We start from the raw sequence: 18,374 nt of genomic DNA on the forward strand, positions 1-18,374 counted from the left end.
AACCTGTATGATTTTTCGTACTGCCGTTGTAGCAAACAATCATTTTTACTTTGGGTTCATCATAACCCTAAATCTAGCTGAATCGAAACAACCTGGCGCAAAAGCCTGTGCATCTGCCTTTTATTTACGCAACGCGCGACACATCAGGTTAGATAATAATTCCAGCTGACGCGCCAGCTCCATGCTCAGCCAGACGTAGCCGTGAATGGACGTCTCAGCCAGATGGTCATCTTTGTACTCATGCACCAGCTGGCGCAGCTCCGAAACAATTTCATTGAGCTTTTCGCTGTTCGCTTTGATAGGACGCGGGTTGCCTTCGTACAGCGCATGGGCAATCGCCAGCAGCGTTTGCTGGGTCATCAGTTGGGTTTCGCGCAGCGTATGGGCGTTCAGCATCAGCAGGTGGCCGGGACGCGACGCCCAGTGGGCGTTGATTTGCAGCTCCAGCATGCAGACCAGGTTGCGGCTGACGGTCTGAATGGCTTCAAAGATGCCCTTATGAATGTGCGTCTCTTTACTCGCAGGCGTAATCAGGCCGCGCATTTTCACAACGTCGTTGAGGACTTTTTGCAGATGCTTTTCCAGGCGAGGTCGCTCAATCAGGTTCGGCGACAGCCCCGCCTGATAGATACGGTTAAACTGCGTCACGAACGAGGCCATCTGGATGCGCCAGTGGATAAACGCTCGTTGCGGCCAGATGCCGGTAAAGAGCATGGCTAACAGACAGCCGAAGATGACGTCGCCGCTTCGCCACAGCGCGGTGGTCATATCCCCCGCCGGTGCGCCAACCACCACACCGAGGGTAATGCCGATAAGTAACGCCTGATACGGTTTTTTCCCCAGCGCCAGCCAGCCGCACAGGAACATCGCCGCAGCGCACCAGATAAGCATCAACGGCAGGGAGAAAAGCTCAAGTTTGAGGGCGATCAGGCCCAGGGCGGAGCCGAGCACCGTACCGCCGATACGCTGAAACGCGCGCGGCACCACGTTGCCCCAGAAGGAGATGGGCCCCATCACCACCACCAGCGTGATCAGCGGCCAGGAGCCATCGGGCACACCCAGCAGGCGGACTATCAAAAAGGTCAGGACGAAGGCCAGCGCAATACGCGCCCCGTGCACGGTACGATAGTGACGATATAAACGAATTTCAAAAGGGCTGAGTGACTTATCTGGACGCACACCCACTCTCCGACAAGACTAAAGCGCGAATTGTACCTGCTCCTGCATCAAGAAAGTAGCCCGGCCGATCAAGGTGACGCTGGGGTTGGCGCCGAGCCGCCCCGGCGTCGGTGCTAAAGCACCTCGGCCGGGCTACATATGATCAAGTAGCCCGGCCGAGCATCGCGACGCCGGAAGTGGCACCGAGCCCCCCGGAGTCGGTGCTAGCGCACCTCGTCCGGGCTACGCGACGCCGGTTCAGGCTTTATGGTGCAGATAATCGCTCATGCGCGAGAACAGCCCACCTTTGCCCACGCTTTCCAGCGTCACCAGCGGCCACTGCGCGACAACCTTATCGCGGTCGAGCAGTTGGATCTCACCGACGCGCTGGTGCGCGGCAATCGGGGCATCCAGCTCTTTAGTATCAAGCACATATTTCGCTTTGATATTCGGCACTTCCGCCTTTGGCAGCGCCAGCCAGAAATCCTGGTCGGTACCCAGCGCGATATTCTCTTTATCGCCGTACCAGATTCGCTCGGTGCCGACTTTCTTACCGTTTTGCAGAATCTGTACGGTATCGAAGTTCTGCTGGCCCCAGTGCAGCAGCGTACGCGCCTGATCTTCACGCCCTTTCGGGCTATCGGCCCCCATTACCACGGCAATCAGACGACGCTGGCCGTCTACCGATGAGGCGATCAGGTTAAAGCCCGCGCCGGAGGTGTGGCCGGTTTTCAGTCCGTCGATGTGCATCGATTTTTCCCACAGCAGGCCGTTACGGTTCTGCTGGGTAATCCCGTTCCACGTCAGGCTTTTTTCGCTGTACATGTGATAGAAGTCTGGCTCGCCGTGAATAATCGCACGGGAGAGCACCGCCAGATCGTAGGCCGAACTGTGCTGACCCGGCGCATCCAGGCCGTGAACGGTTTCGAAATGGGTATCGCGCAGGTTCAGTTTCTGCACGTAGTCGTTCATCATCTTCACGAACTGCGGTTGGCCGCCCGCCACGTAATCCGCCAGCGCCACGCAGGCATCGTTGCCGGAGTCCACAATCAGGCCGCGGCTCAGATCGCGTACGCTCAGGCGATCGCCCGCCTTGAGAAACATCAATGAAGAACCATCGAACACCGGGTTACCTGCCGCCCAGGCATCGCGGCCCACGGTCACCATATCGTCCGCCGTAATACGGTGGCTATCGATAGCACGGTCAACCACATAGCCGGTCATCAGCTTGGTCAGGCTCGCTGGATTACGCTGTTGGTGCTCATTACCAGCGGTCAGGATCTGCCCGGTGGTGTAGTCCATTAATACCCAGGCACCGGCTTTAATCGGTGGCGGTGTGACGGAAGGAATCGCGGATTCGCCAGCAAAGGCACAAGAAACGCTCGAAGCGAGCAAAGAAACGGCAATAAAAAAACGGGCTTTCAACGGTAAATCCTCAACATTCACAAATTCGTTGTCCTTTTTACGGAAGTTCGTGCTTTGTGACAGGCTTAAATTGCAAGAAAATATGACATGTATCTATCTGGACTCGAAAAAATACCCTGCGCGCCCTCTTCCAGATTCGGTTAACGCCCTTCTGATGCACTGCCAAATCGTTTACCATGAACCTTAAATGCCATAGACGGACACTGTTAACGCCATGCAAGAGACTTCAAGCGCGCCGGGATTCCTGTTTCACGACTACGAAACTTTCGGAACCAGCCCTTCCCTCGATCGCCCCGCGCAATTCGCCGCCATTCGTACCGATAAGGATTTCACGATAATCGGTGAGCCAGAGGTTTTTTACTGCAAGCCCGCGGAGGATTATCTGCCGCAGCCTGAAGCGGTGTTAATTACCGGCATTACGCCACAGGAGGCGAGGGCCAAGGGTGATAATGAAGCGGCGTTTGCTAAGCGTATCCACGATATCTTCACCGTGCCGGACACCTGCGTGGTGGGCTATAACAACGTGCGCTTCGACGATGAAGTGACGCGTAATATCTTCTATCGCAACTTCTACGACCCGTACGCCTGGAGCTGGCAAAACCGCAACTCGCGTTGGGATCTACTGGACGTGATGCGCGCCTGCTACGCCCTGCGCCCGGAAGGCATTAACTGGCCGGAGAACGACGACGGCCTGCCAAGCTTCCGTCTTGAACATTTAACCAAAGCTAACGGCATTGAACACAGCAACGCCCACGATGCGATGGCCGACGTTTACGCGACTATCGCGATGGCGAAACTGGTAAAAACGCAGCAGCCGAAGCTGTTTGATTATCTCTACGCCTATCGCGGCAAAAACAAGCTGATGACGCTGATTGACGTGCCGCAGATGAAGCCGCTGGTGCACGTCTCCGGCATGTTCGGCGCCTGGCGCGGCAACACCAGTTGGGTAGCACCGTTGGCGTGGCATCCGGATAACCGCAACGCGGTGATCATGGTGGATCTTGCCGGCGATATCAATCCGCTGCTGGATCTGGACGCCGATACGCTGCGCGATCGCCTCTATACCGCCAAAGCCAGTCTTGGCGATAATTCCCCGATCCCTATCAAGCTGGTGCACCTGAACAAATGCCCGGTGCTGGCGCAGGCCAACACCCTGCGTCCAGAAGATGCCGACCGTCTGGGGATCAATCGCCAGCACTGTCTGGATAATCTGAAAAAGCTGCGTGAGAATCCGCAGGTTCGCGAGAAAGCGGTAGCCATTTTTGCCGAAGCCGAGCCGTTTGTGCCGTCAGAAAACGTCGATGCCCAACTCTATAACGGCTTCTTCAGCGATGCCGACAGAACGGCGATGAAAATCGTACTCGAGACCGAGCCACGTAATCTTCCGGCACTGGATATCACCTTCGCCGATAAGCGTATTGAGAAACTGCTGTTTAACTACCGGGCGCGCAATTTCCCCGGCACGCTGGATGAAAGCGAGCAACAGCGCTGGTTAGAGCACCGTCGGCAGATCTTTACGCCAGAGTTTTTACAGGCCTACGCGCAGGAGCTCGAAATGCTCTACGGGCAGTATGAAGGGAATGCGGAAAAGCTGTCGCTGCTGAAAGCGCTGTATCAGTACGCGCAGGAGATTGTATAACCATTGTCGCCCGGCCGAGCAAAGCGACGCCGGGGTTTTCGTATTCAGAACCCCGCGTCGTTTCGCCTAACCGGACGTCATACTTACTTCTGTACCGTGATGGTCCAGGCCGCATCGCCGGACTGCTGGTAATCCGTGACCGTATAGCCCTCTTCTGCCGCCCACTGTGGAATCGCTTCCGTTGCCTGGGTACAGTCAAACTCAATCACCAGTTGGTCGCCGTTGGCCAGTTCAGCCATCGCCGCTTTGGCTTCAATTAATGGGAACGGGCACACCTGGGTAACCACATCCAGTTTCTTCACAACCATCTTTAACTCCTTATGCCGTCGCGGTTTTCAGTTTGGCTTTCCGCTGTGGGCGAACATACAACACCCAGGACGCGCACCACACGCCAAGGATCATAAATACCAGGCCAATCCAGCCCTGCCAGGTCATCATCGCGGTCATGACCAGACCATTACCAATCGAGCAACCACCGGCAATGCTGGCGCCGAAGCCCATTAGCACGCCGCCACCGGCGCTGCGCAGCGTGGTACTCGCATCAGCGGCACGCACACGGAACTCGCGGCTGGCTTTCGCAGCAATAAAGGAACCGATGAAAATACCCAGTACCAGGAACACGCCCCAGTTCAGGTACTTGCTGTCGCCGCCGACCAGGAACTGCAGAATATTGGCGGTAGGCGATGTGATACCCAGACCGAACATACGGCCGGTCGCTTCACTCATCGGCCACGCCAGCAGCGCAATCAGACCAATCAGCACCGCGGTGAAAAAGGGATGCCAGCGCTTTTCAAACAACAAATGCGCCAGACCACTGCGACGCGGCGGCAATGAAGCCACCTTCAGCTTTGGTTTACGCAATTCTTTGCGCACAAACCACAGCGTCACCAGCACCAGCAGCGCGATAATCGGCCAGACGGAGATATTGAGGGTTTCTGCAATACCGTTGTGCGCCGTGGTATGTTCGCCGAGGAATTTATTCAGGCCAGCGGCATGTGGAGAACGCATCACCGCGCTCATCACCATGTAGGTCACCAGCGCAATCCAGCTGCCGATAAGCCCTTCCCCAGCGCGATACCACGTCCCGGTAGCGCAGCCACCGGCATAGACAATACCGATACCAAAGACAAAGCCGCCGACAACGGTGCCCAGCCACGGAAACGCGCCTGCATCGTACTGCACCAGACCGAGCTGGATCAGCGCAAAAACGCCTACGCTTTGAATGCAGATAGCAATCAACAGCGCGTAGAACATGCGGTTATTTTTAGTGATATACATATCGCGGAAGCCGCCCGTCAGGCAGAAGCGACCGCGCTGCATGACGAACCCCAGCAGTGCGCCGCAGACTATTCCGCTTATTATCATGTGCAACATAAGAATTAATTAACCCAATATTATCAGTCGTAAAATTATTCCCGAGCCCGCCTTTCGGCTCCAATAACCAAAAGCTCTATATTATTCCTGAAGGTTATTAATTCGCTGTTGTTCAGACCAAAAAAAACCGGAGGCACATGGCCTCCGGTTTCATTATTTCACGCTCGTGAATTATGCGACGTCTTCGTACTGCGGAACCGGGTTGCGGAAACGCTTGGTCACGCACGCCAGGTACAGCAGGCCAATGGAACCCCAAATCAGGCCCAGAATCATTGAGCTCTGCTCCAGGTTAATCCACAGTGCGCCAACGGTCAGCGCGCCGCACACTGGCAGTACCAGGTACTGGAAGTGGTCTTTCAGCGTCTTGTTACGCTTCTCGCGGATCCAGAACTGCGAAATCACGGAGAGGTTAACGAAGGTGAATGCCACCAGCGCACCGAAGTTGATCAGCGCCGTTGCGGTGACCAGGTCAAACTTAATCGCCAGCAGGGCAATCGCGCCAACCAGCAGTACGTTGAACGCTGGGGTACGCCATTTCGGATGCACATAGCCGAAGAAGCTGTTCGGGAACACGCCGTCACGACCCATCACGTACATCAGACGCGATACGCCTGCATGTGCCGCCATACCCGATGCCAGAACGGTCACGCTGGAGAAGATCAGCACGCCCCACTGGAAGGTTTTACCCGCAACGTACAGCATGATTTCAGGCTGAGACGCATCCGGGTCCTTAAAGCGGGAGATGTCCGGGAAGTACAGCTGCAGGAAGTAAGATGCACCGATAAAGATCATCCCGCCAATCAGCGCGGTCAGGAAGATAGCTTTCGGGATCACACGTTCTGCATCTTTGGTCTCTTCAGACAGAGAAGAGATACCGTCGAAGCCCAGGAACGAGAAGCACAGGATGGTTGCGCCGGTAATCATCGGCACCACGTGCGCGCCTTCAGACCAGAACGGACGGGTGCTGGTCAGCGTGCCTGCGCCTTCACCGTGCATTACGCCGTAAATGATCAGGCCAACGATGACCGCCACGATACCCATCTGCAGAACCACAATCAGCGTGTTGAAGTTCGCCACGGCTTTAATGCTGCGCAGGTTAGAGATGGTCATAAAGGCCACCAGCGCGACAACAAAGATCCACGATGGTACAGAAGGCATCAGCGCTTCAAAGTAAATTTTAGCCAGCAGAATGTTGATCATCGGCATGAACAGGTAGTCCAGCAGCGATGACCAGCCAACCATAAAGCCAACGACCGGGCTAATGGATTTCTGAGCATAGGTGTATGCAGAGCCAGCGGACGGGAACCGGCGAACCAGTTTACCGTAGCTTAGCGCTGTAAAAAGAATCGCGATCAGCGCAAAGGCATACGCCGTTGCAACGTGACCGTCGGTAAGGCCAGATACGATACCGAACGTATCGAACAGCGTCATTGGCTGCATATAGGCCAGGCCCATCATGACAACCGGAATCAGCGTAAGCGTTTTACGCAATTCCACGCGAGAGGTGTTTGGAGTAACGTTATTTGACACGGTGAGTCTCCTGTGCGGCGACTGCCGGTGCAAAAAAGAAAAATTGCCCCATTTTTTTTCTGTTTCCTCAGCGACAACAACTGTCGTTTTTTAAGTAAATATCTATCCGGTACGAAGCCCGGCCTCTTTTATTGGATGGTTGTTTTGATGTAAAAAAATAACCGACGTGGCAATCACGTCGGTTAGTCTCATTTTTTACATTCGACATATTTTGCACCAAACGAATGTAAAAATACAAGCCGGTGAGAGAAGTAATAATGCGACTTCTCATCCAACCGGCTGATTAACAAGCAATCTCTAAAGCAGCGCTAACTTTTATAGCACTTTTTGCTAAAGCATTATTGGCTACCATAACCAATAACCATGCAAAATGTGTATCTATTTATATGTTAAATGATTTGCCGACAGCGGTTACGTCATCGCCAAATGTCAATGAAACGCTACTCCAGAGGCATTCTCAATGGGTCAGGGAATTGATATTCAAAGCCTAATTCGCGACAGATACGACTACCGTCGATAATTTTCCCCTGCCCTTTACCGCTGTCGCTAAACACGGGTACCGCCAGGCCAAGCTCACGTGCCATCTGCGGATAAAAAACGCCGCGTGCAGGATGCTGTGGAGCACAGATATTGTAGATATGGCCGCCTTTCGGGGCCTGCAACAGCAGTGTAATAGCCACAATCACATCTTCCAGATGCACCAGGTTTACCCCCTGCTGCCCGTCCGGTGCCGATTTTCCGGCAAAAAAACGGCCGGGATGACGTTCCGGCCCAACCAGCCCGGCCAGACGCAGAATGTCAACCGAGGTTCCCGGCAATTGATGCAGCCAGTCCTCCAGCTCTTTCAGCACTCTGCCACTCGCGGTCACCGGGTCACGAGGCGTACTCTCTTTAACCGTTCCCTCTTCATTACCGTATACCGAGGTCGAACTGGTAAAGATAATGCGCGGGATATGGTGCGCCAGCGCCGAGTCTACAATCTCCTGCACCGCCTGATGGTAAAAATCTTCCCCCGGGCCACTACGACGCGCCGGTAAGGTAATCACCAGCGCATCAACGTTCATTAAGGCATCGAGGTCATCGGCCTCGCATACCAACTGTGGGTCGAGCCGCAACGGATAGCTATCAATCCCGCACATCCGTGCTGCTTCCACACCGTCCTCAGTCGTTTTACTGCCGGTCACCTGCCAGCCACGCGCCATCAACGACAGCGCTAGCGGCATACCCAGCCACCCTAAACCGACGATCGCCACTTTCTTCATTGCGCTATCTCCTGGTTCTTGCCGCACTACCTTTATAAGGCTACGCCACCACGATAAAACTGACAATTTATAGTCGCTACATGAATTGATTTAATGAATGTAAAAAGCGCTTGCGTTCAATGACAAAAGTGGTTTAGGTTAAAAGACATCAAGTGAATAGTCATTCAACGAGAAATTTATGAGCCGCGTTCAATTTAAACACCACCATCATCACCATCACCCTGACTAGTCTTTCAGGCGATGTGTGCTGGGAGACATTCAGATCTTCCAGTGGTGCATGAACACAAGAGAGCCCCCGGAAGAGATCTTCCGGGGGCTTTTTTTTGAACCAAATTCAGCAGGGTAATGAGGAATAGAGAATGTTAGATAACAGCCGTTTACGCATAGCTATGCAGAAATCAGGTCGCCTGAGCGATGATTCACGCGAATTACTGGCCCGTTGTGGCATCAAAATCAATCTCCACACCCAGCGCCTGATTGCGATGGCGGAGAACATGCCAATCGACATCCTGCGCGTGCGTGATGACGATATCCCTGGCCTGATTATGGACGGCGTCGTTGACCTCGGCATCATCGGTGAAAACGTGCTGGAAGAAGAGCTTCTGAGCCGCCGCGCACAGGGCGAAGACCCGCGCTACTTTACCCTGCGTCGCCTGGACTTCGGCGGCTGCCGACTGTCTCTCGCCACCCCGGCGGATGAAGCGTGGAACGGCCCGGCCGCGCTCGACGGCAAACGTATCGCCACCTCTTACCCGCACCTGCTGAAGCGTTACCTCGACCAGAAAGGCATCAGCTTTAAATCCTGCCTGCTGAACGGTTCCGTTGAAGTTGCCCCACGCGCTGGCCTTGCCGACGCCATTTGCGACCTGGTCTCTACCGGCGCAACCCTGGAAGCCAACGGCCTGCGTGAAGTAGAAGTGATGTTCCGCTCTAAAGCCTGCCTGATTCAGCGCGACGGCGAGATGAGCGAAGCCAAACAGCAGCTGATCGACCGCCTGTTAACTCGTATTCAGGGCGTGATTCAGGCTCGTGAATCGAAATACATCATGATGCACGCGCCAACCGAGCGTCTGGATGAAGTCATCGCCCTGCTGCCGGGCGCTGAACGCCCAACCATTCTGCCGCTGGCAGGCGATCAGCAGCGCGTCGCGATGCACATGGTGAGCAGCGAAACCCTGTTCTGGGAAACCATGGAAAAACTGAAGTCCCTGGGTGCCAGCTCTATTCTGGTGCTGCCGATTGAGAAGATGATGGAGTAATCGCCATGAGCTTCAATACCCTGATTGACTGGAATAGCTGTAGCCCCGAACAACAGCAAGCGCTGCTGATGCGCCCAGCCATCTCCGCTTCCGACAGCATCACCCGTACGGTGGCCGAGATTCTGGATAACGTTAAAGCCAACGGTGATAGCGCGCTGCGTGAATACAGCGCGAAGTTTGATAAAACCGAAGTCGGTGCGCTGAAAGTCACCGCAGAAGAAATTCAACAGGCCAGCGGCCGCCTGAGCGATGAGCTCAAGCAGGCAATGCAGGCGGCGGTTCGCAATATCGATACCTTCCACACGGCGCAGATCCTGCCGCCGGTGGATATCGAAACCCAGCCGGGCGTGCGCTGCCAGCAGGTTACCCGCCCTATCGCCTCGGTTGGCCTTTATATTCCCGGCGGCTCCGCGCCGCTGTTCTCTACCGTATTAATGCTGGCCACCCCGGCACGCATCGCGGGCTGCAAAAAAGTGGTGCTCTGTTCACCACCGCCGATTGCCGATGAGATCCTGTATGCCGCACAGCTTTGTGGCGTAGAGAACGTCTATAAAGTCGGTGGCGCACAGGCGATTGCCGCACTGGCGCTGGGCACCGAATCCATTCCGAAGGTTGATAAAATCTTCGGGCCAGGCAATGCCTATGTTACCGAAGCGAAGCGCCAGGTTAGCCAGCGCCTCGACGGCGCGGCAATTGATATGCCAGCAGGCCCGTCTGAAGTGCTGGTGATTGCCGACAGCGGCGCCACACCAGATTTTATCGCCTCTGATCTGCTGTCTCAGGCGGAGCACGGCCCGGACTCCCAGGTGATTCTGCTCACCCCGGACGCGAAGATTGCCGAAGGCGTTGCCGAAGCCGTAGAACGCCAGCTTGCCGAACTGTCCCGTGCCGACACCGCACGTCAGGCGCTTTCCGCCAGCCGCCTGATCGTGGCAAAAGATCTGGCGCAGTGTGTGGCTATCTCTAACGCCTACGGCCCGGAACACCTGATTATTCAGACCCGCAACGCCCGTGAACTGGTTGACGACATCACCAGCGCCGGTTCGGTCTTCCTCGGCGACTGGTCACCTGAGTCCGCTGGCGACTACGCCTCCGGCACCAACCACGTGCTGCCGACCTACGGCTACACCGCAACCTGTTCCAGCCTGGGATTGGCCGATTTCCAGAAACGGATGACCGTGCAGGAACTGTCCCGCGAAGGCTTTAGCGCTCTCGCCGCGACGATTGAAACGCTGGCCGCCGCCGAGCTGCTGACCGCCCACAAAAATGCCGTCACCCTGCGCGTAAACGCCCTGAAGGAGCAAGCATGAGCATTGAACAGTTAGCCCGCGACAACGTTCGCGCCCTGACCCCGTATCAGTCGGCCCGCCGCCTTGGCGGCAAAGGTGACGTCTGGCTGAACGCCAATGAATACCCCACGGCGGTACCTTTCGAACTGAGCCAGCAGACGCTGAACCGCTACCCGGAGTGTCAGCCTAAAGCGGTGATTGAAAACTACGCCGCCTACGCGAGCGTGAAGCCAACGCAGGTGCTGGTCAGCCGCGGTGCGGACGAAGGAATCGAACTGCTGGTGCGCGCCTTCTGTGAGCCGGGCCGCGACGCAGTGCTGTTCTGCCCGCCGACCTACGGCATGTACAGCGTCAGCGCTGAAACCATCGGCGTAGAATGCCGCACCGTACCAGCCAAAGCCGACTGGCAGCTCGACCTACCAGCGATTGCCGATAGCCTGGCAAACGTGAAAGTGGTCTACGTCTGTAGCCCAAACAACCCGACCGGGCAGATTATTAACCCGCAGGACTTCCGCACCCTGCTGGAGATGACCCGCGATAAAGCGCTGGTCGTTGCCGATGAAGCCTATATTGAGTTCTGTCCTGAGGCGACGCTGGCAGGATGGCTGGCGGAATATCCGCACCTGGTGATTCTGCGCACCCTCTCGAAAGCGTTTGCTCTGGCTGGCTTGCGCTGCGGCTTCACGCTCGCCAATGAGGAAGTGATTGCCTTATTAATGAAGGTGATTGCTCCGTATCCACTATCGACCCCGGTTGCCGATATCGCCGCCCAGGCGCTTAGTGCGCAGGGAATTGCCGCGATGCGCGAACGCGTGGCGCAGATCTTAAGCGAGCGCGAATACCTGGTGGAGGCGCTGCGCACCATCGACTGCGTTGAGCAGGTTTTTGATTCCGAGACCAACTACGTACTGGCTCGTATCAAAGCCTCAAGTAGCGTATTTAAATCTTTGTGGGATCAGGGCATTATCTTACGAGACCAGAATAAACAACCTTCTTTAAGCGGCTGTTTGCGCATCACTATCGGCACTCGTGCCGAGAGCCAGCGCGTGATTGACGCTTTGAAAGCGGAGACCGTATGACCCAGAAGTTTCTCTTTATCGATCGCGATGGCACCCTGATTTCTGAACCACCAAGCGACTATCAGGTAGACCGTTTTGATAAGCTGGCCTTCGAGCCGAACGCTATTCCGGTCCTGCTGCAGCTGCAAAAAGCGGGCTACAAGCTGGTGATGATCACCAACCAGGACGGGCTGGGTACCGCCAGTTTCCCTCAGGCAGACTTCGACGGCCCGCACAACCTGATGATGCAGATCTTCACCTCTCAGGGCGTGGTTTTTGACGATGTGCTGATCTGCCCGCACCTGCCGGCCGACAACTGCGAATGTCGCAAGCCGAAAACGCAGCTGGTCACCGCCTGGCTGGCGAACGAAGTGATGGACACCGCCAACAGCTACGTGATTGGCGATCGCGCCACTGACCTTGAGCTGGCGACCAACATGGGCATTACCGGCCTGCGCTATAACCGCGACACGCTGAACTGGGCGATGATCGGCGAACAGCTGACCCGCCGTGACCGCTACGCGCACATCGAGCGTAATACCCGCGAAACGCAGATTGACGTGGAAGTGTGGCTCGACCGTGAAGGCGGCAGCAAAATCAACACCGGCGTCGGTTTCTTCGACCACATGCTGGACCAAATTGCCACCCACGGCGGTTTCCGCATGAACATCACCGTGAAGGGCGACCTGTATATCGACGATCACCACACCGTAGAAGATACCGGCCTGGCGCTTGGCGAAGCGCTGAAAGCAGCGCTCGGTGATAAGCGCGGCATTAACCGCTTCGGTTTTGTGCTGCCGATGGATGAATGCCTGGCGCGCTGCGCGCTGGATATCTCCGGCCGCCCACACCTGGAATATAAAGCTGAATTCACCTACCAGCGCGTAGGCGACCTCAGCACCGAGATGATCGAGCACTTCTTCCGCTCGCTCTCTTACGCGATGGGCATCACGCTGCACCTGAAAACCAAGGGCAAAAACGATCACCACCGCGTAGAAAGCCTGTTCAAAGTCTTCGGCCGTACTCTGCGCCAGGCGATTCGCGTAGACGGCAACACCCTTCCCTCCTCAAAAGGAGTGCTGTGATGAACGTGGTTGTCCTTGATACCGGCTGCGCGAACCTCAATTCCGTGAAGTCAGCGATTGCCCGTCACGGCTACGAGCCGGTAGTAAGCCGCGACCCGGAAGTGGTACTGCGCGCAGATAAGCTTTTTCTGCCGGGCGTCGGCACGGCGCAGGCCGCCATGGATCAAATTCGCGAGCGCGAGCTGGTTGAGTTGATTAAGGCCTGTACCCAGCCGGTACTGGGGATCTGCCTTGGCATGCAGCTATTGGGCCGTCGTAGTGAAGAGACTAACGGCGTTGACCTGCTCGGTATCATCGACCAGGACGTGCCGAAGATGGCCGATTTTGGTCTGCCGCTGCCGCACATGGGCTGGAACCGCGTCTACCCGAAAGCGGGCGACCGTCTGTTCCGCGGCATTGAGGACGGCGCGTACTTTTACTTCGTCCACAGCTACGCCATGCCGGTCAACGAGTACACCATCGCCCAGTGCAATTACGGCGAGCCGTTCACCGCCGCCGTGCAAAAAGATAATTTTTACGGCGTGCAGTTCCACCCGGAGCGCTCGGGTAGCGCGGGTGCACAGCTGCTGAAAAACTTCCTGGAGATGTAATGATCATTCCTGCTTTAGATTTGATTAACGGCACCGTAGTGCGTCTCCATCAGGGAGATTACGGCAAGCAGCGCGACTACGGCAACGACCCGCTGCCGCGTCTGCAGGACTATGCGGCACAGGGCGCGGAAGTGCTGCACCTAGTCGATTTAACCGGCGCGAAAGACCCGGCCCAGCGGCAGATTCCACTGCTGAAAACGCTGGTTGCCGGGGTGAAGGTGCCGGTACAGGTTGGCGGTGGCGTACGTACTGAAGAAGACGTTGCCGCCCTGCTCGACGCAGGCGTAGCCCGCGTAGTTGTGGGCTCAACGGCAGTGAAATCACCGGAAGTGGTCAAAGGCTGGTTTAAACGTTTTGGCGCCGAGCACCTGGTGCTAGCGCTGGACGTGCGCATTGATGAAAACGGCACTAAACAGGTGGCGGTCAGCGGCTGGCAGGAAAACTCCGGCGTGACGCTGGAAGAACTGGTTGAAACCTATCTGCCGGTTGGCCTACAGCACGTGCTGTGCACCGATATCTCCCGCGACGGCACGCTGGCAGGCTCTAACGTTTCGCTGTATGAAGAAGTCTGCGCCCGCTATCCGCAGGTGGCATTCCAGTCTTCCGGCGGCATTGGCGACCTCAATGATATTGCCGCCCTGCGCGGCACCGGCGTGCGCGGCGTGATTGTCGGACGTGCGCTGCTGGAAGGTAAATTCAACGTAACGGAGGCCATCCAATGCTGGCAAAACGGATAATCCCTTGTCTTGATGTGCGTGATGGTCAGGTTGTTAAAGGCGTGCAGTTCCGCAACCACGAAATCATCGGCGATATCGTGCCGCTGGCAAAACGCTACGCTGACGAAGGCGCTGATGAGCTGGTGTTCTACGATATCACCGCTTCCAGCGATGGCCGCGTGGTCGATAAAAGCTGGGTTTCCCGCGTTGCCGAAGTGATTGATATTCCGTTCTGCGTTGCCGGTGGCATCAAATCCATCGAGGATGCCGCGCGCATTCTCTCGTTCGGTGCGGACAAAATTTCCATCAACTCCCCGGCGCTGGCCGACCCGGAGCTGATTACTCGCCTGGCGGATCGCTTCGGCGTGCAGTGTATTGTGGTGGGTATTGATACCTGGTTTGATGCCGACACCGGCAAATATCATGTCAATCAATATACCGGCGACGAAAGCCGCACCCGTGTGACCCAGTGGGAAACTCTGGACTGGGTACAGGAAGTGCAAAAACGCGGCGCGGGTGAAATCGTGTTAAACATGATGAACCAGGACGGCGTGCGTAACGGCTACGACCTGGCACAACTGAAAAAAGTGCGCGACGTCTGCCACGTCCCGCTGATCGCCTCCGGCGGCGCAGGCACCATGGAACACTTCCTGGAGGCCTTCCGCGACGCTAACGTCGACGGCGCGCTGGCCGCATCGGTGTTCCATAAGCAAATTATTAATATTGGTGAACTAAAAGCGTACCTGGCAGCACAGGGCGTGGAGATACGGGTATGTTAACTGAACAACTGGACTGGGAAAAAACCGACGGACTGATGCCCGCCGTTATCCAACACGCGGTATCCGGCGAAGTGTTAATGCTGGGCTATATGAACCAGGAAGCGCTGGCTAAAACGCAGGAAACGGGCAAAGTCACCTTTTTCTCGCGCACCAAACAGCGTCTGTGGACCAAAGGCGAAACCTCCGGCCACTTCCTGAACGTGGTCAGCATCGCGCCCGATTGCGATAATGACACGCTGCTGATTCTGGTGAACCCTATCGGCCCAACCTGCCATAAAGGCACCTCGAGCTGCTTCGGTGACACCAGCCATAAATGGTTGTTCCTGTATCAGCTTGAACAACTGCTGGCCGAGCGTAAAACCGCCGATCCTGCAAGTTCCTACACCGCCAAACTGTACGCCAGCGGCACCAAGCGCATCGCGCAGAAAGTGGGTGAAGAAGGCGTGGAGACCGCGCTGGCCGCCACGGTGCACGATAAGTTTGAGCTGAAGAACGAAGCGTCTGACTTAATGTATCACCTGCTGGTGCTGCTGCAGGATCAGGAACTGGATTTGACCACCGTTATCGATAATTTGCGTGAACGGCATCAGTAATCCCCCTCCCCGAACCCGGCCAATCCGCCGGGTTTTTCATTTAGTCCTCATTCCGATAACCCTAATGGCATATAACGATTATATTTTTTCGCTAACAGACGGTATGATCGCGCCCAGTAGGGATGTTCGCATCTGAATAGATTGAAGGATTACTATGAAATATTTGGTCACCGGCGCCGCAGGGTTTATCGGTTTTCACGTCAGCCAGCGCCTGCTTGCTGCTGGTCATCACGTTGTCGGACTCGATAATCTCAATGATTATTATGACGTCAGCCTGAAGCAGGCGCGTCTGGACCTGCTGCAATCGCCGAATTTCCATTTTGCAAAAATCGATCTCGCCGACAATGTCGCCATGGCAGAACTGTTTGCCGATGCGCAGTTTGATCGCGTCATCCACCTGGCCGCTCAGGCTGGCGTTCGCTATTCGCTGGAAAATCCGCACGCCTACGCGCAGGCGAACCTGATTGGGCATCTGAATATTCTGGAAGGCTGCCGTCACAACAAAGTCCAGCACCTGGTGTACGCCTCCTCAAGCTCGGTCTACGGTCTGAACAGCAAAATGCCGTTCTCGACAGACGACAGCGTGGATCATCCGGTATCGCTGTATGCCGCCACGAAAAAAGCCAACGAGTTGATGGCACATACTTACTCCCATCTGTACGGCCTGCCGACTACCGGACTGCGCTTCTTTACCGTCTATGGTCCGTGGGGCCGCCCGGATATGGCGCTGTTCAAGTTCACCAAGGCAATGCTGGAAGGGAAAAGCATCGATGTGTACAACTACGGTAAGATGAAGCGCGACTTCACCTACATTGATGACATCGTAGAAGCCATCATCCGCCTGCAAGACGTTATTCCTGCTGCCAATAGCGAATGGACCGTCGAGACCGGCTCTCCGGCAACCAGCTCAGCGCCATACCGGGTTTACAACGTTGGCAACAGCGCGCCGGTTGAATTGATGGACTACATCACAGCGCTGGAAGAAGCTCTGGGTATTGAAGCAAAGAAGAACATGATGCCGATGCAGGCCGGTGACGTGCTGGAAACCAGCGCAGAGACGCAGCCGCTGTACGACCTGGTGGGCTTCCGCCCGCAGACTTCGGTGAAAGAAGGCGTGAAAAACTTCGTGGAGTGGTACCGCGAGTTTTATAAAGCATAAAAAAAGCCCTCATCTGGACTGCACCCCAAAAGTTGGACACCCAACTGAGTAAGGTGCAGTTTTTTTATGGCAAAACCAAAATATTCCCTCGAAACCAGATTGGCTGTAGTTAATCACTACCTCGCCGGAAAAGAGGGAACACATCGTACAGCTGAACGCTTTGGTGTTGAAAGAACATCAGTGCGACGCTGGGTAAGAGCCTGGCAACTCCATGGTATTGATGGCATTACCTGGAAGAATGACCGCCATTCTCCAGCGTTCCGGATGACCGTTGTTAAAGCTGTTCTCGATGAAGAACTTTCGATGCGTGAAGCTGCCGCACAGTTTAATATCTCAAATGAAACCGTTGTCCGGCACTGGGTGAATGTCTACAAAGACGCAGGTGAGAAAGGACTTCTGAGCATAAAACCTGGCCGGAGCAAAGACATGACAAAACCCAAAAAAACATCTCCACTTACCGATGCTGCGCTGGAAAAGTTATCTCCCGAAGAACTGCGGGCTGAACTCCGTTATCTGCGCGCAGAGAATGCCTATCTAAAAAAGCTGAAGGCCTTAGTTCAAAGCGAGAAAGGCGGCAGAAAGCCGGAATAATCAGTGAGCTAAGGCTGGAGCATGCGCTTGGTGATCTTCTGCGTGCAGCGGGTATGTCCCGCAGTACGTGGTATCACAATATGAATGCGCTGAAGCGAGTGGACAGGCATGCCGGTCTGAAAGACAAAATCAGGGAGATTTACCACTATCACAAAGGGCGTTATGGCTACCGCAGGATCACGCTCTCACTGAGAAAACAGGGGTTGCTGGTAAACCATAAAACAGTGCAACGACTGATGGCAGAGCTGTCGCTCCGCTCTCTGATAAGGGTGAAGAAATATCGTGCCTGGAAAGGGGAAGTGGGCAAGGCTGCGCCCAATATCCTGAGCCGGAACTTTAGCGCATCGAGAGCCAATGAAAAATGGGTCACGGATGTTACAGAGTTCTCGGTGCAGGGAAAAAAGCTGTACCTGTCGCCGGTTCTCGATCTGTTTAACCGGGAGATTATCTCCTACAGCCTGTCTGAAAGGCCGGTGATGGAGATGGTTAATACGATGCTGCTCGATGCGCTCTCAGTGCTCGGACCGGAAGATGCACCGTTGCTGCACACGGATCAGGGCTGGCAATATCGAATGGCAGGCTATCAGGCAAAAATTAAAGGCGCAGGGTATGACACAAAGCATGTCGCGGAAGGGAAACTGCCTGGATAATGCGGTGATGGAGAACTTCTTCGGCACACTGAAATCGGAGTGTTTTTACCTGAACAGGTTCAGCGATCTAAATGAACTGAGAAAGGCGATAGAGGACTATATCCATTACTATAACAACGAGCGTATCAGCCTGAGATTAAAAGGCCTGAGCCCGGTAGAATACCGAACCCAGGCCCTGTTAGCCGCTTAACATGAACTGTCCAACTTTATGGGGTCA

Annotated in this window: 17 protein-coding genes, 1 pseudogene and 1 other annotated feature; of the genes and pseudogenes, 12 read left to right on the forward strand and 6 right to left on the reverse strand. The window is 55.4% G+C overall.

The window, feature by feature from the left end; translation table 11 throughout:
* Nucleotides 1-120: 120 nt before the first annotated feature.
* Together FHC49_RS06860 and dacD are read right to left on the reverse strand one after the other, a co-directional pair.
* Nucleotides 121-1,179, reverse strand: a complete 1,059-nt coding sequence (locus FHC49_RS06860; protein WP_185670124.1) for an FUSC family protein — start codon at nucleotides 1,177-1,179, stop codon at nucleotides 121-123.
* Between the two features lie 237 nt (nucleotides 1,180-1,416).
* Nucleotides 1,417-2,583 carry a serine-type D-Ala-D-Ala carboxypeptidase DacD gene (gene dacD / locus FHC49_RS06865; RefSeq protein WP_185670123.1) on the reverse strand — a complete coding sequence of 389 codons (1,167 nt, stop codon included), beginning with the start codon at nucleotides 2,581-2,583 and terminating at the stop codon, nucleotides 1,417-1,419.
* A gap of 214 nt (nucleotides 2,584-2,797) precedes the next feature.
* On the opposite strand from dacD, the gene sbcB reads away from it, so the two are divergent.
* Nucleotides 2,798-4,222: an exodeoxyribonuclease I gene (gene sbcB / locus FHC49_RS06870; protein ID WP_220439353.1), complete on the forward strand. Its 1,425-nt coding sequence runs from the start codon at nucleotides 2,798-2,800 to the stop codon at nucleotides 4,220-4,222.
* An 83-nt stretch (nucleotides 4,223-4,305) separates the two neighbouring features.
* Here sbcB and tsuB read toward each other — a convergent pair whose 3' ends face one another.
* The 4 genes from tsuB to FHC49_RS06890 all read right to left on the reverse strand — a co-directional run bounded on the left by tsuB (nucleotide 4,306) and on the right by FHC49_RS06890 (nucleotide 8,388).
* Nucleotides 4,306-4,530: a thiosulfate utilization sulfurtransferase TsuB/YeeD gene (gene tsuB, locus FHC49_RS06875; RefSeq protein ID WP_035894857.1), complete on the reverse strand. Its 225-nt coding sequence runs from the start codon at nucleotides 4,528-4,530 to the stop codon at nucleotides 4,306-4,308.
* 10 nt (nucleotides 4,531-4,540) lie between these two features.
* Nucleotides 4,541-5,596, reverse strand: coding sequence for a thiosulfate utilization transporter TsuA/YeeE (gene tsuA / locus FHC49_RS06880; RefSeq protein ID WP_185667016.1), 1,056 nt, complete (start codon nucleotides 5,594-5,596; stop codon nucleotides 4,541-4,543).
* Nucleotides 5,597-5,767: 171 nt separating this feature from the next.
* Nucleotides 5,768-7,126 (reverse strand): APC family permease, encoded by a 1,359-nt coding sequence (locus tag FHC49_RS06885; protein ID WP_035894859.1) that lies wholly within the window; start codon nucleotides 7,124-7,126, stop codon nucleotides 5,768-5,770.
* 440 nt (nucleotides 7,127-7,566) lie between these two features.
* A complete protein-coding gene (locus FHC49_RS06890; protein WP_220439354.1) occupies nucleotides 7,567-8,388 on the reverse strand; it encodes an SDR family oxidoreductase in 822 nt (273 codons plus the stop codon).
* A gap of 178 nt (nucleotides 8,389-8,566) precedes the next feature.
* On the opposite strand from FHC49_RS06890, the gene hisL reads away from it, so the two are divergent.
* The 11 genes and pseudogenes from hisL (at nucleotide 8,567) to FHC49_RS06945 (ending at nucleotide 18,347) form a co-directional block, all read left to right on the forward strand.
* Complete coding sequence (gene hisL / locus FHC49_RS06895; RefSeq protein WP_071594744.1) at nucleotides 8,567-8,617, forward strand: his operon leader peptide; 51 nt, start codon at nucleotides 8,567-8,569, stop codon at nucleotides 8,615-8,617.
* Nucleotides 8,593-8,713: a sequence feature (His leader region), on the forward strand. (Overlaps the previous gene by 25 nt.)
* Before the next feature lie 34 nt (nucleotides 8,714-8,747).
* The gene (hisG, locus tag FHC49_RS06900) at nucleotides 8,748-9,647 is read left to right on the forward strand and encodes an ATP phosphoribosyltransferase (protein ID WP_185667014.1); all 900 of its coding nucleotides are present in this window, start codon (nucleotides 8,748-8,750) and stop codon (nucleotides 9,645-9,647) included.
* A gap of 5 nt (nucleotides 9,648-9,652) precedes the next feature.
* Nucleotides 9,653-10,957: a histidinol dehydrogenase gene (gene hisD, locus FHC49_RS06905; protein ID WP_220439355.1), complete on the forward strand. Its 1,305-nt coding sequence runs from the start codon at nucleotides 9,653-9,655 to the stop codon at nucleotides 10,955-10,957.
* Complete coding sequence (hisC, locus tag FHC49_RS06910) at nucleotides 10,954-12,015, forward strand: histidinol-phosphate transaminase (RefSeq protein ID WP_220439356.1); 1,062 nt, start codon at nucleotides 10,954-10,956, stop codon at nucleotides 12,013-12,015. The genes hisD and hisC overlap by 4 nt, the downstream gene beginning before the upstream one ends.
* On the forward strand, nucleotides 12,012-13,079 hold the full coding sequence (gene hisB / locus FHC49_RS06915; protein ID WP_185667011.1) for a bifunctional histidinol-phosphatase/imidazoleglycerol-phosphate dehydratase HisB: 1,068 nt from the start codon (nucleotides 12,012-12,014) through the stop codon (nucleotides 13,077-13,079). The genes hisC and hisB overlap by 4 nt, the downstream gene beginning before the upstream one ends.
* On the forward strand, nucleotides 13,079-13,669 hold the full coding sequence (gene hisH, locus FHC49_RS06920; RefSeq protein ID WP_185667010.1) for an imidazole glycerol phosphate synthase subunit HisH: 591 nt from the start codon (nucleotides 13,079-13,081) through the stop codon (nucleotides 13,667-13,669). The genes hisB and hisH overlap by 1 nt, the downstream gene beginning before the upstream one ends.
* Nucleotides 13,669-14,406, forward strand: coding sequence for a 1-(5-phosphoribosyl)-5-[(5-phosphoribosylamino)methylideneamino]imidazole-4-carboxamide isomerase (gene hisA / locus FHC49_RS06925; RefSeq protein WP_220439357.1), 738 nt, complete (start codon nucleotides 13,669-13,671; stop codon nucleotides 14,404-14,406). Before hisH ends, hisA begins: the two co-directional genes overlap by 1 nt.
* Nucleotides 14,388-15,164 (forward strand): imidazole glycerol phosphate synthase subunit HisF, encoded by a 777-nt coding sequence (gene hisF, locus FHC49_RS06930; RefSeq protein WP_220439358.1) that lies wholly within the window; start codon nucleotides 14,388-14,390, stop codon nucleotides 15,162-15,164. The genes hisA and hisF overlap by 19 nt, the downstream gene beginning before the upstream one ends.
* Nucleotides 15,158-15,757: a bifunctional phosphoribosyl-AMP cyclohydrolase/phosphoribosyl-ATP diphosphatase HisIE gene (hisIE, locus tag FHC49_RS06935; RefSeq protein ID WP_123652587.1), complete on the forward strand. Its 600-nt coding sequence runs from the start codon at nucleotides 15,158-15,160 to the stop codon at nucleotides 15,755-15,757. The genes hisF and hisIE overlap by 7 nt, the downstream gene beginning before the upstream one ends.
* 154 nt (nucleotides 15,758-15,911) lie before the next feature.
* Entirely contained in the window at nucleotides 15,912-16,916 is a 1,005-nt protein-coding gene (locus FHC49_RS06940; protein ID WP_220439359.1) for an NAD-dependent epimerase, read from the forward strand.
* Between the two features lie 66 nt (nucleotides 16,917-16,982).
* Nucleotides 16,983-18,347: pseudogene (locus tag FHC49_RS06945) on the forward strand (IS3 family transposase).
* The last annotated feature ends 27 nt before the right edge of the window (nucleotides 18,348-18,374 follow it).

The organism is Kluyvera sp. EC_51, assembly GCF_019584505.1.
Classification (GTDB): Bacteria; Pseudomonadota; Gammaproteobacteria; order Enterobacterales; family Enterobacteriaceae; genus Kluyvera; species Kluyvera sichuanensis.

Excerpts from the sequence above, each read along its gene's own strand:
- FHC49_RS06940 (WP_220439359.1), top strand. The coding sequence starts at position 15,912 with ATGAAATATTTGGTCACCGGCGCCGCAGGGTTTATCGGTTTTCACGTC.
- hisB (WP_185667011.1), top strand. The coding sequence starts at position 12,012 with ATGACCCAGAAGTTTCTCTTTATCGATCGCGATGGCACCCTGATTTCT.
- FHC49_RS06890 (WP_220439354.1), bottom strand. The coding sequence starts at position 8,388 with ATGAAGAAAGTGGCGATCGTCGGTTTAGGGTGGCTGGGTATGCCGCTA.
- hisIE (WP_123652587.1), top strand. The coding sequence starts at position 15,158 with ATGTTAACTGAACAACTGGACTGGGAAAAAACCGACGGACTGATGCCC.
- tsuA (WP_185667016.1), bottom strand. The coding sequence starts at position 5,596 with ATGTTGCACATGATAATAAGCGGAATAGTCTGCGGCGCACTGCTGGGG.
- tsuB (WP_035894857.1), bottom strand. The coding sequence starts at position 4,530 with ATGGTTGTGAAGAAACTGGATGTGGTTACCCAGGTGTGCCCGTTCCCA.
- hisA (WP_220439357.1), top strand. The coding sequence starts at position 13,669 with ATGATCATTCCTGCTTTAGATTTGATTAACGGCACCGTAGTGCGTCTC.
- hisF (WP_220439358.1), top strand. The coding sequence starts at position 14,388 with ATGCTGGCAAAACGGATAATCCCTTGTCTTGATGTGCGTGATGGTCAG.
- hisD (WP_220439355.1), top strand. The coding sequence starts at position 9,653 with ATGAGCTTCAATACCCTGATTGACTGGAATAGCTGTAGCCCCGAACAA.
- hisC (WP_220439356.1), top strand. The coding sequence starts at position 10,954 with ATGAGCATTGAACAGTTAGCCCGCGACAACGTTCGCGCCCTGACCCCG.
- hisG (WP_185667014.1), top strand. The coding sequence starts at position 8,748 with ATGTTAGATAACAGCCGTTTACGCATAGCTATGCAGAAATCAGGTCGC.
- sbcB (WP_220439353.1), top strand. The coding sequence starts at position 2,798 with ATGCAAGAGACTTCAAGCGCGCCGGGATTCCTGTTTCACGACTACGAA.
- hisH (WP_185667010.1), top strand. The coding sequence starts at position 13,079 with ATGAACGTGGTTGTCCTTGATACCGGCTGCGCGAACCTCAATTCCGTG.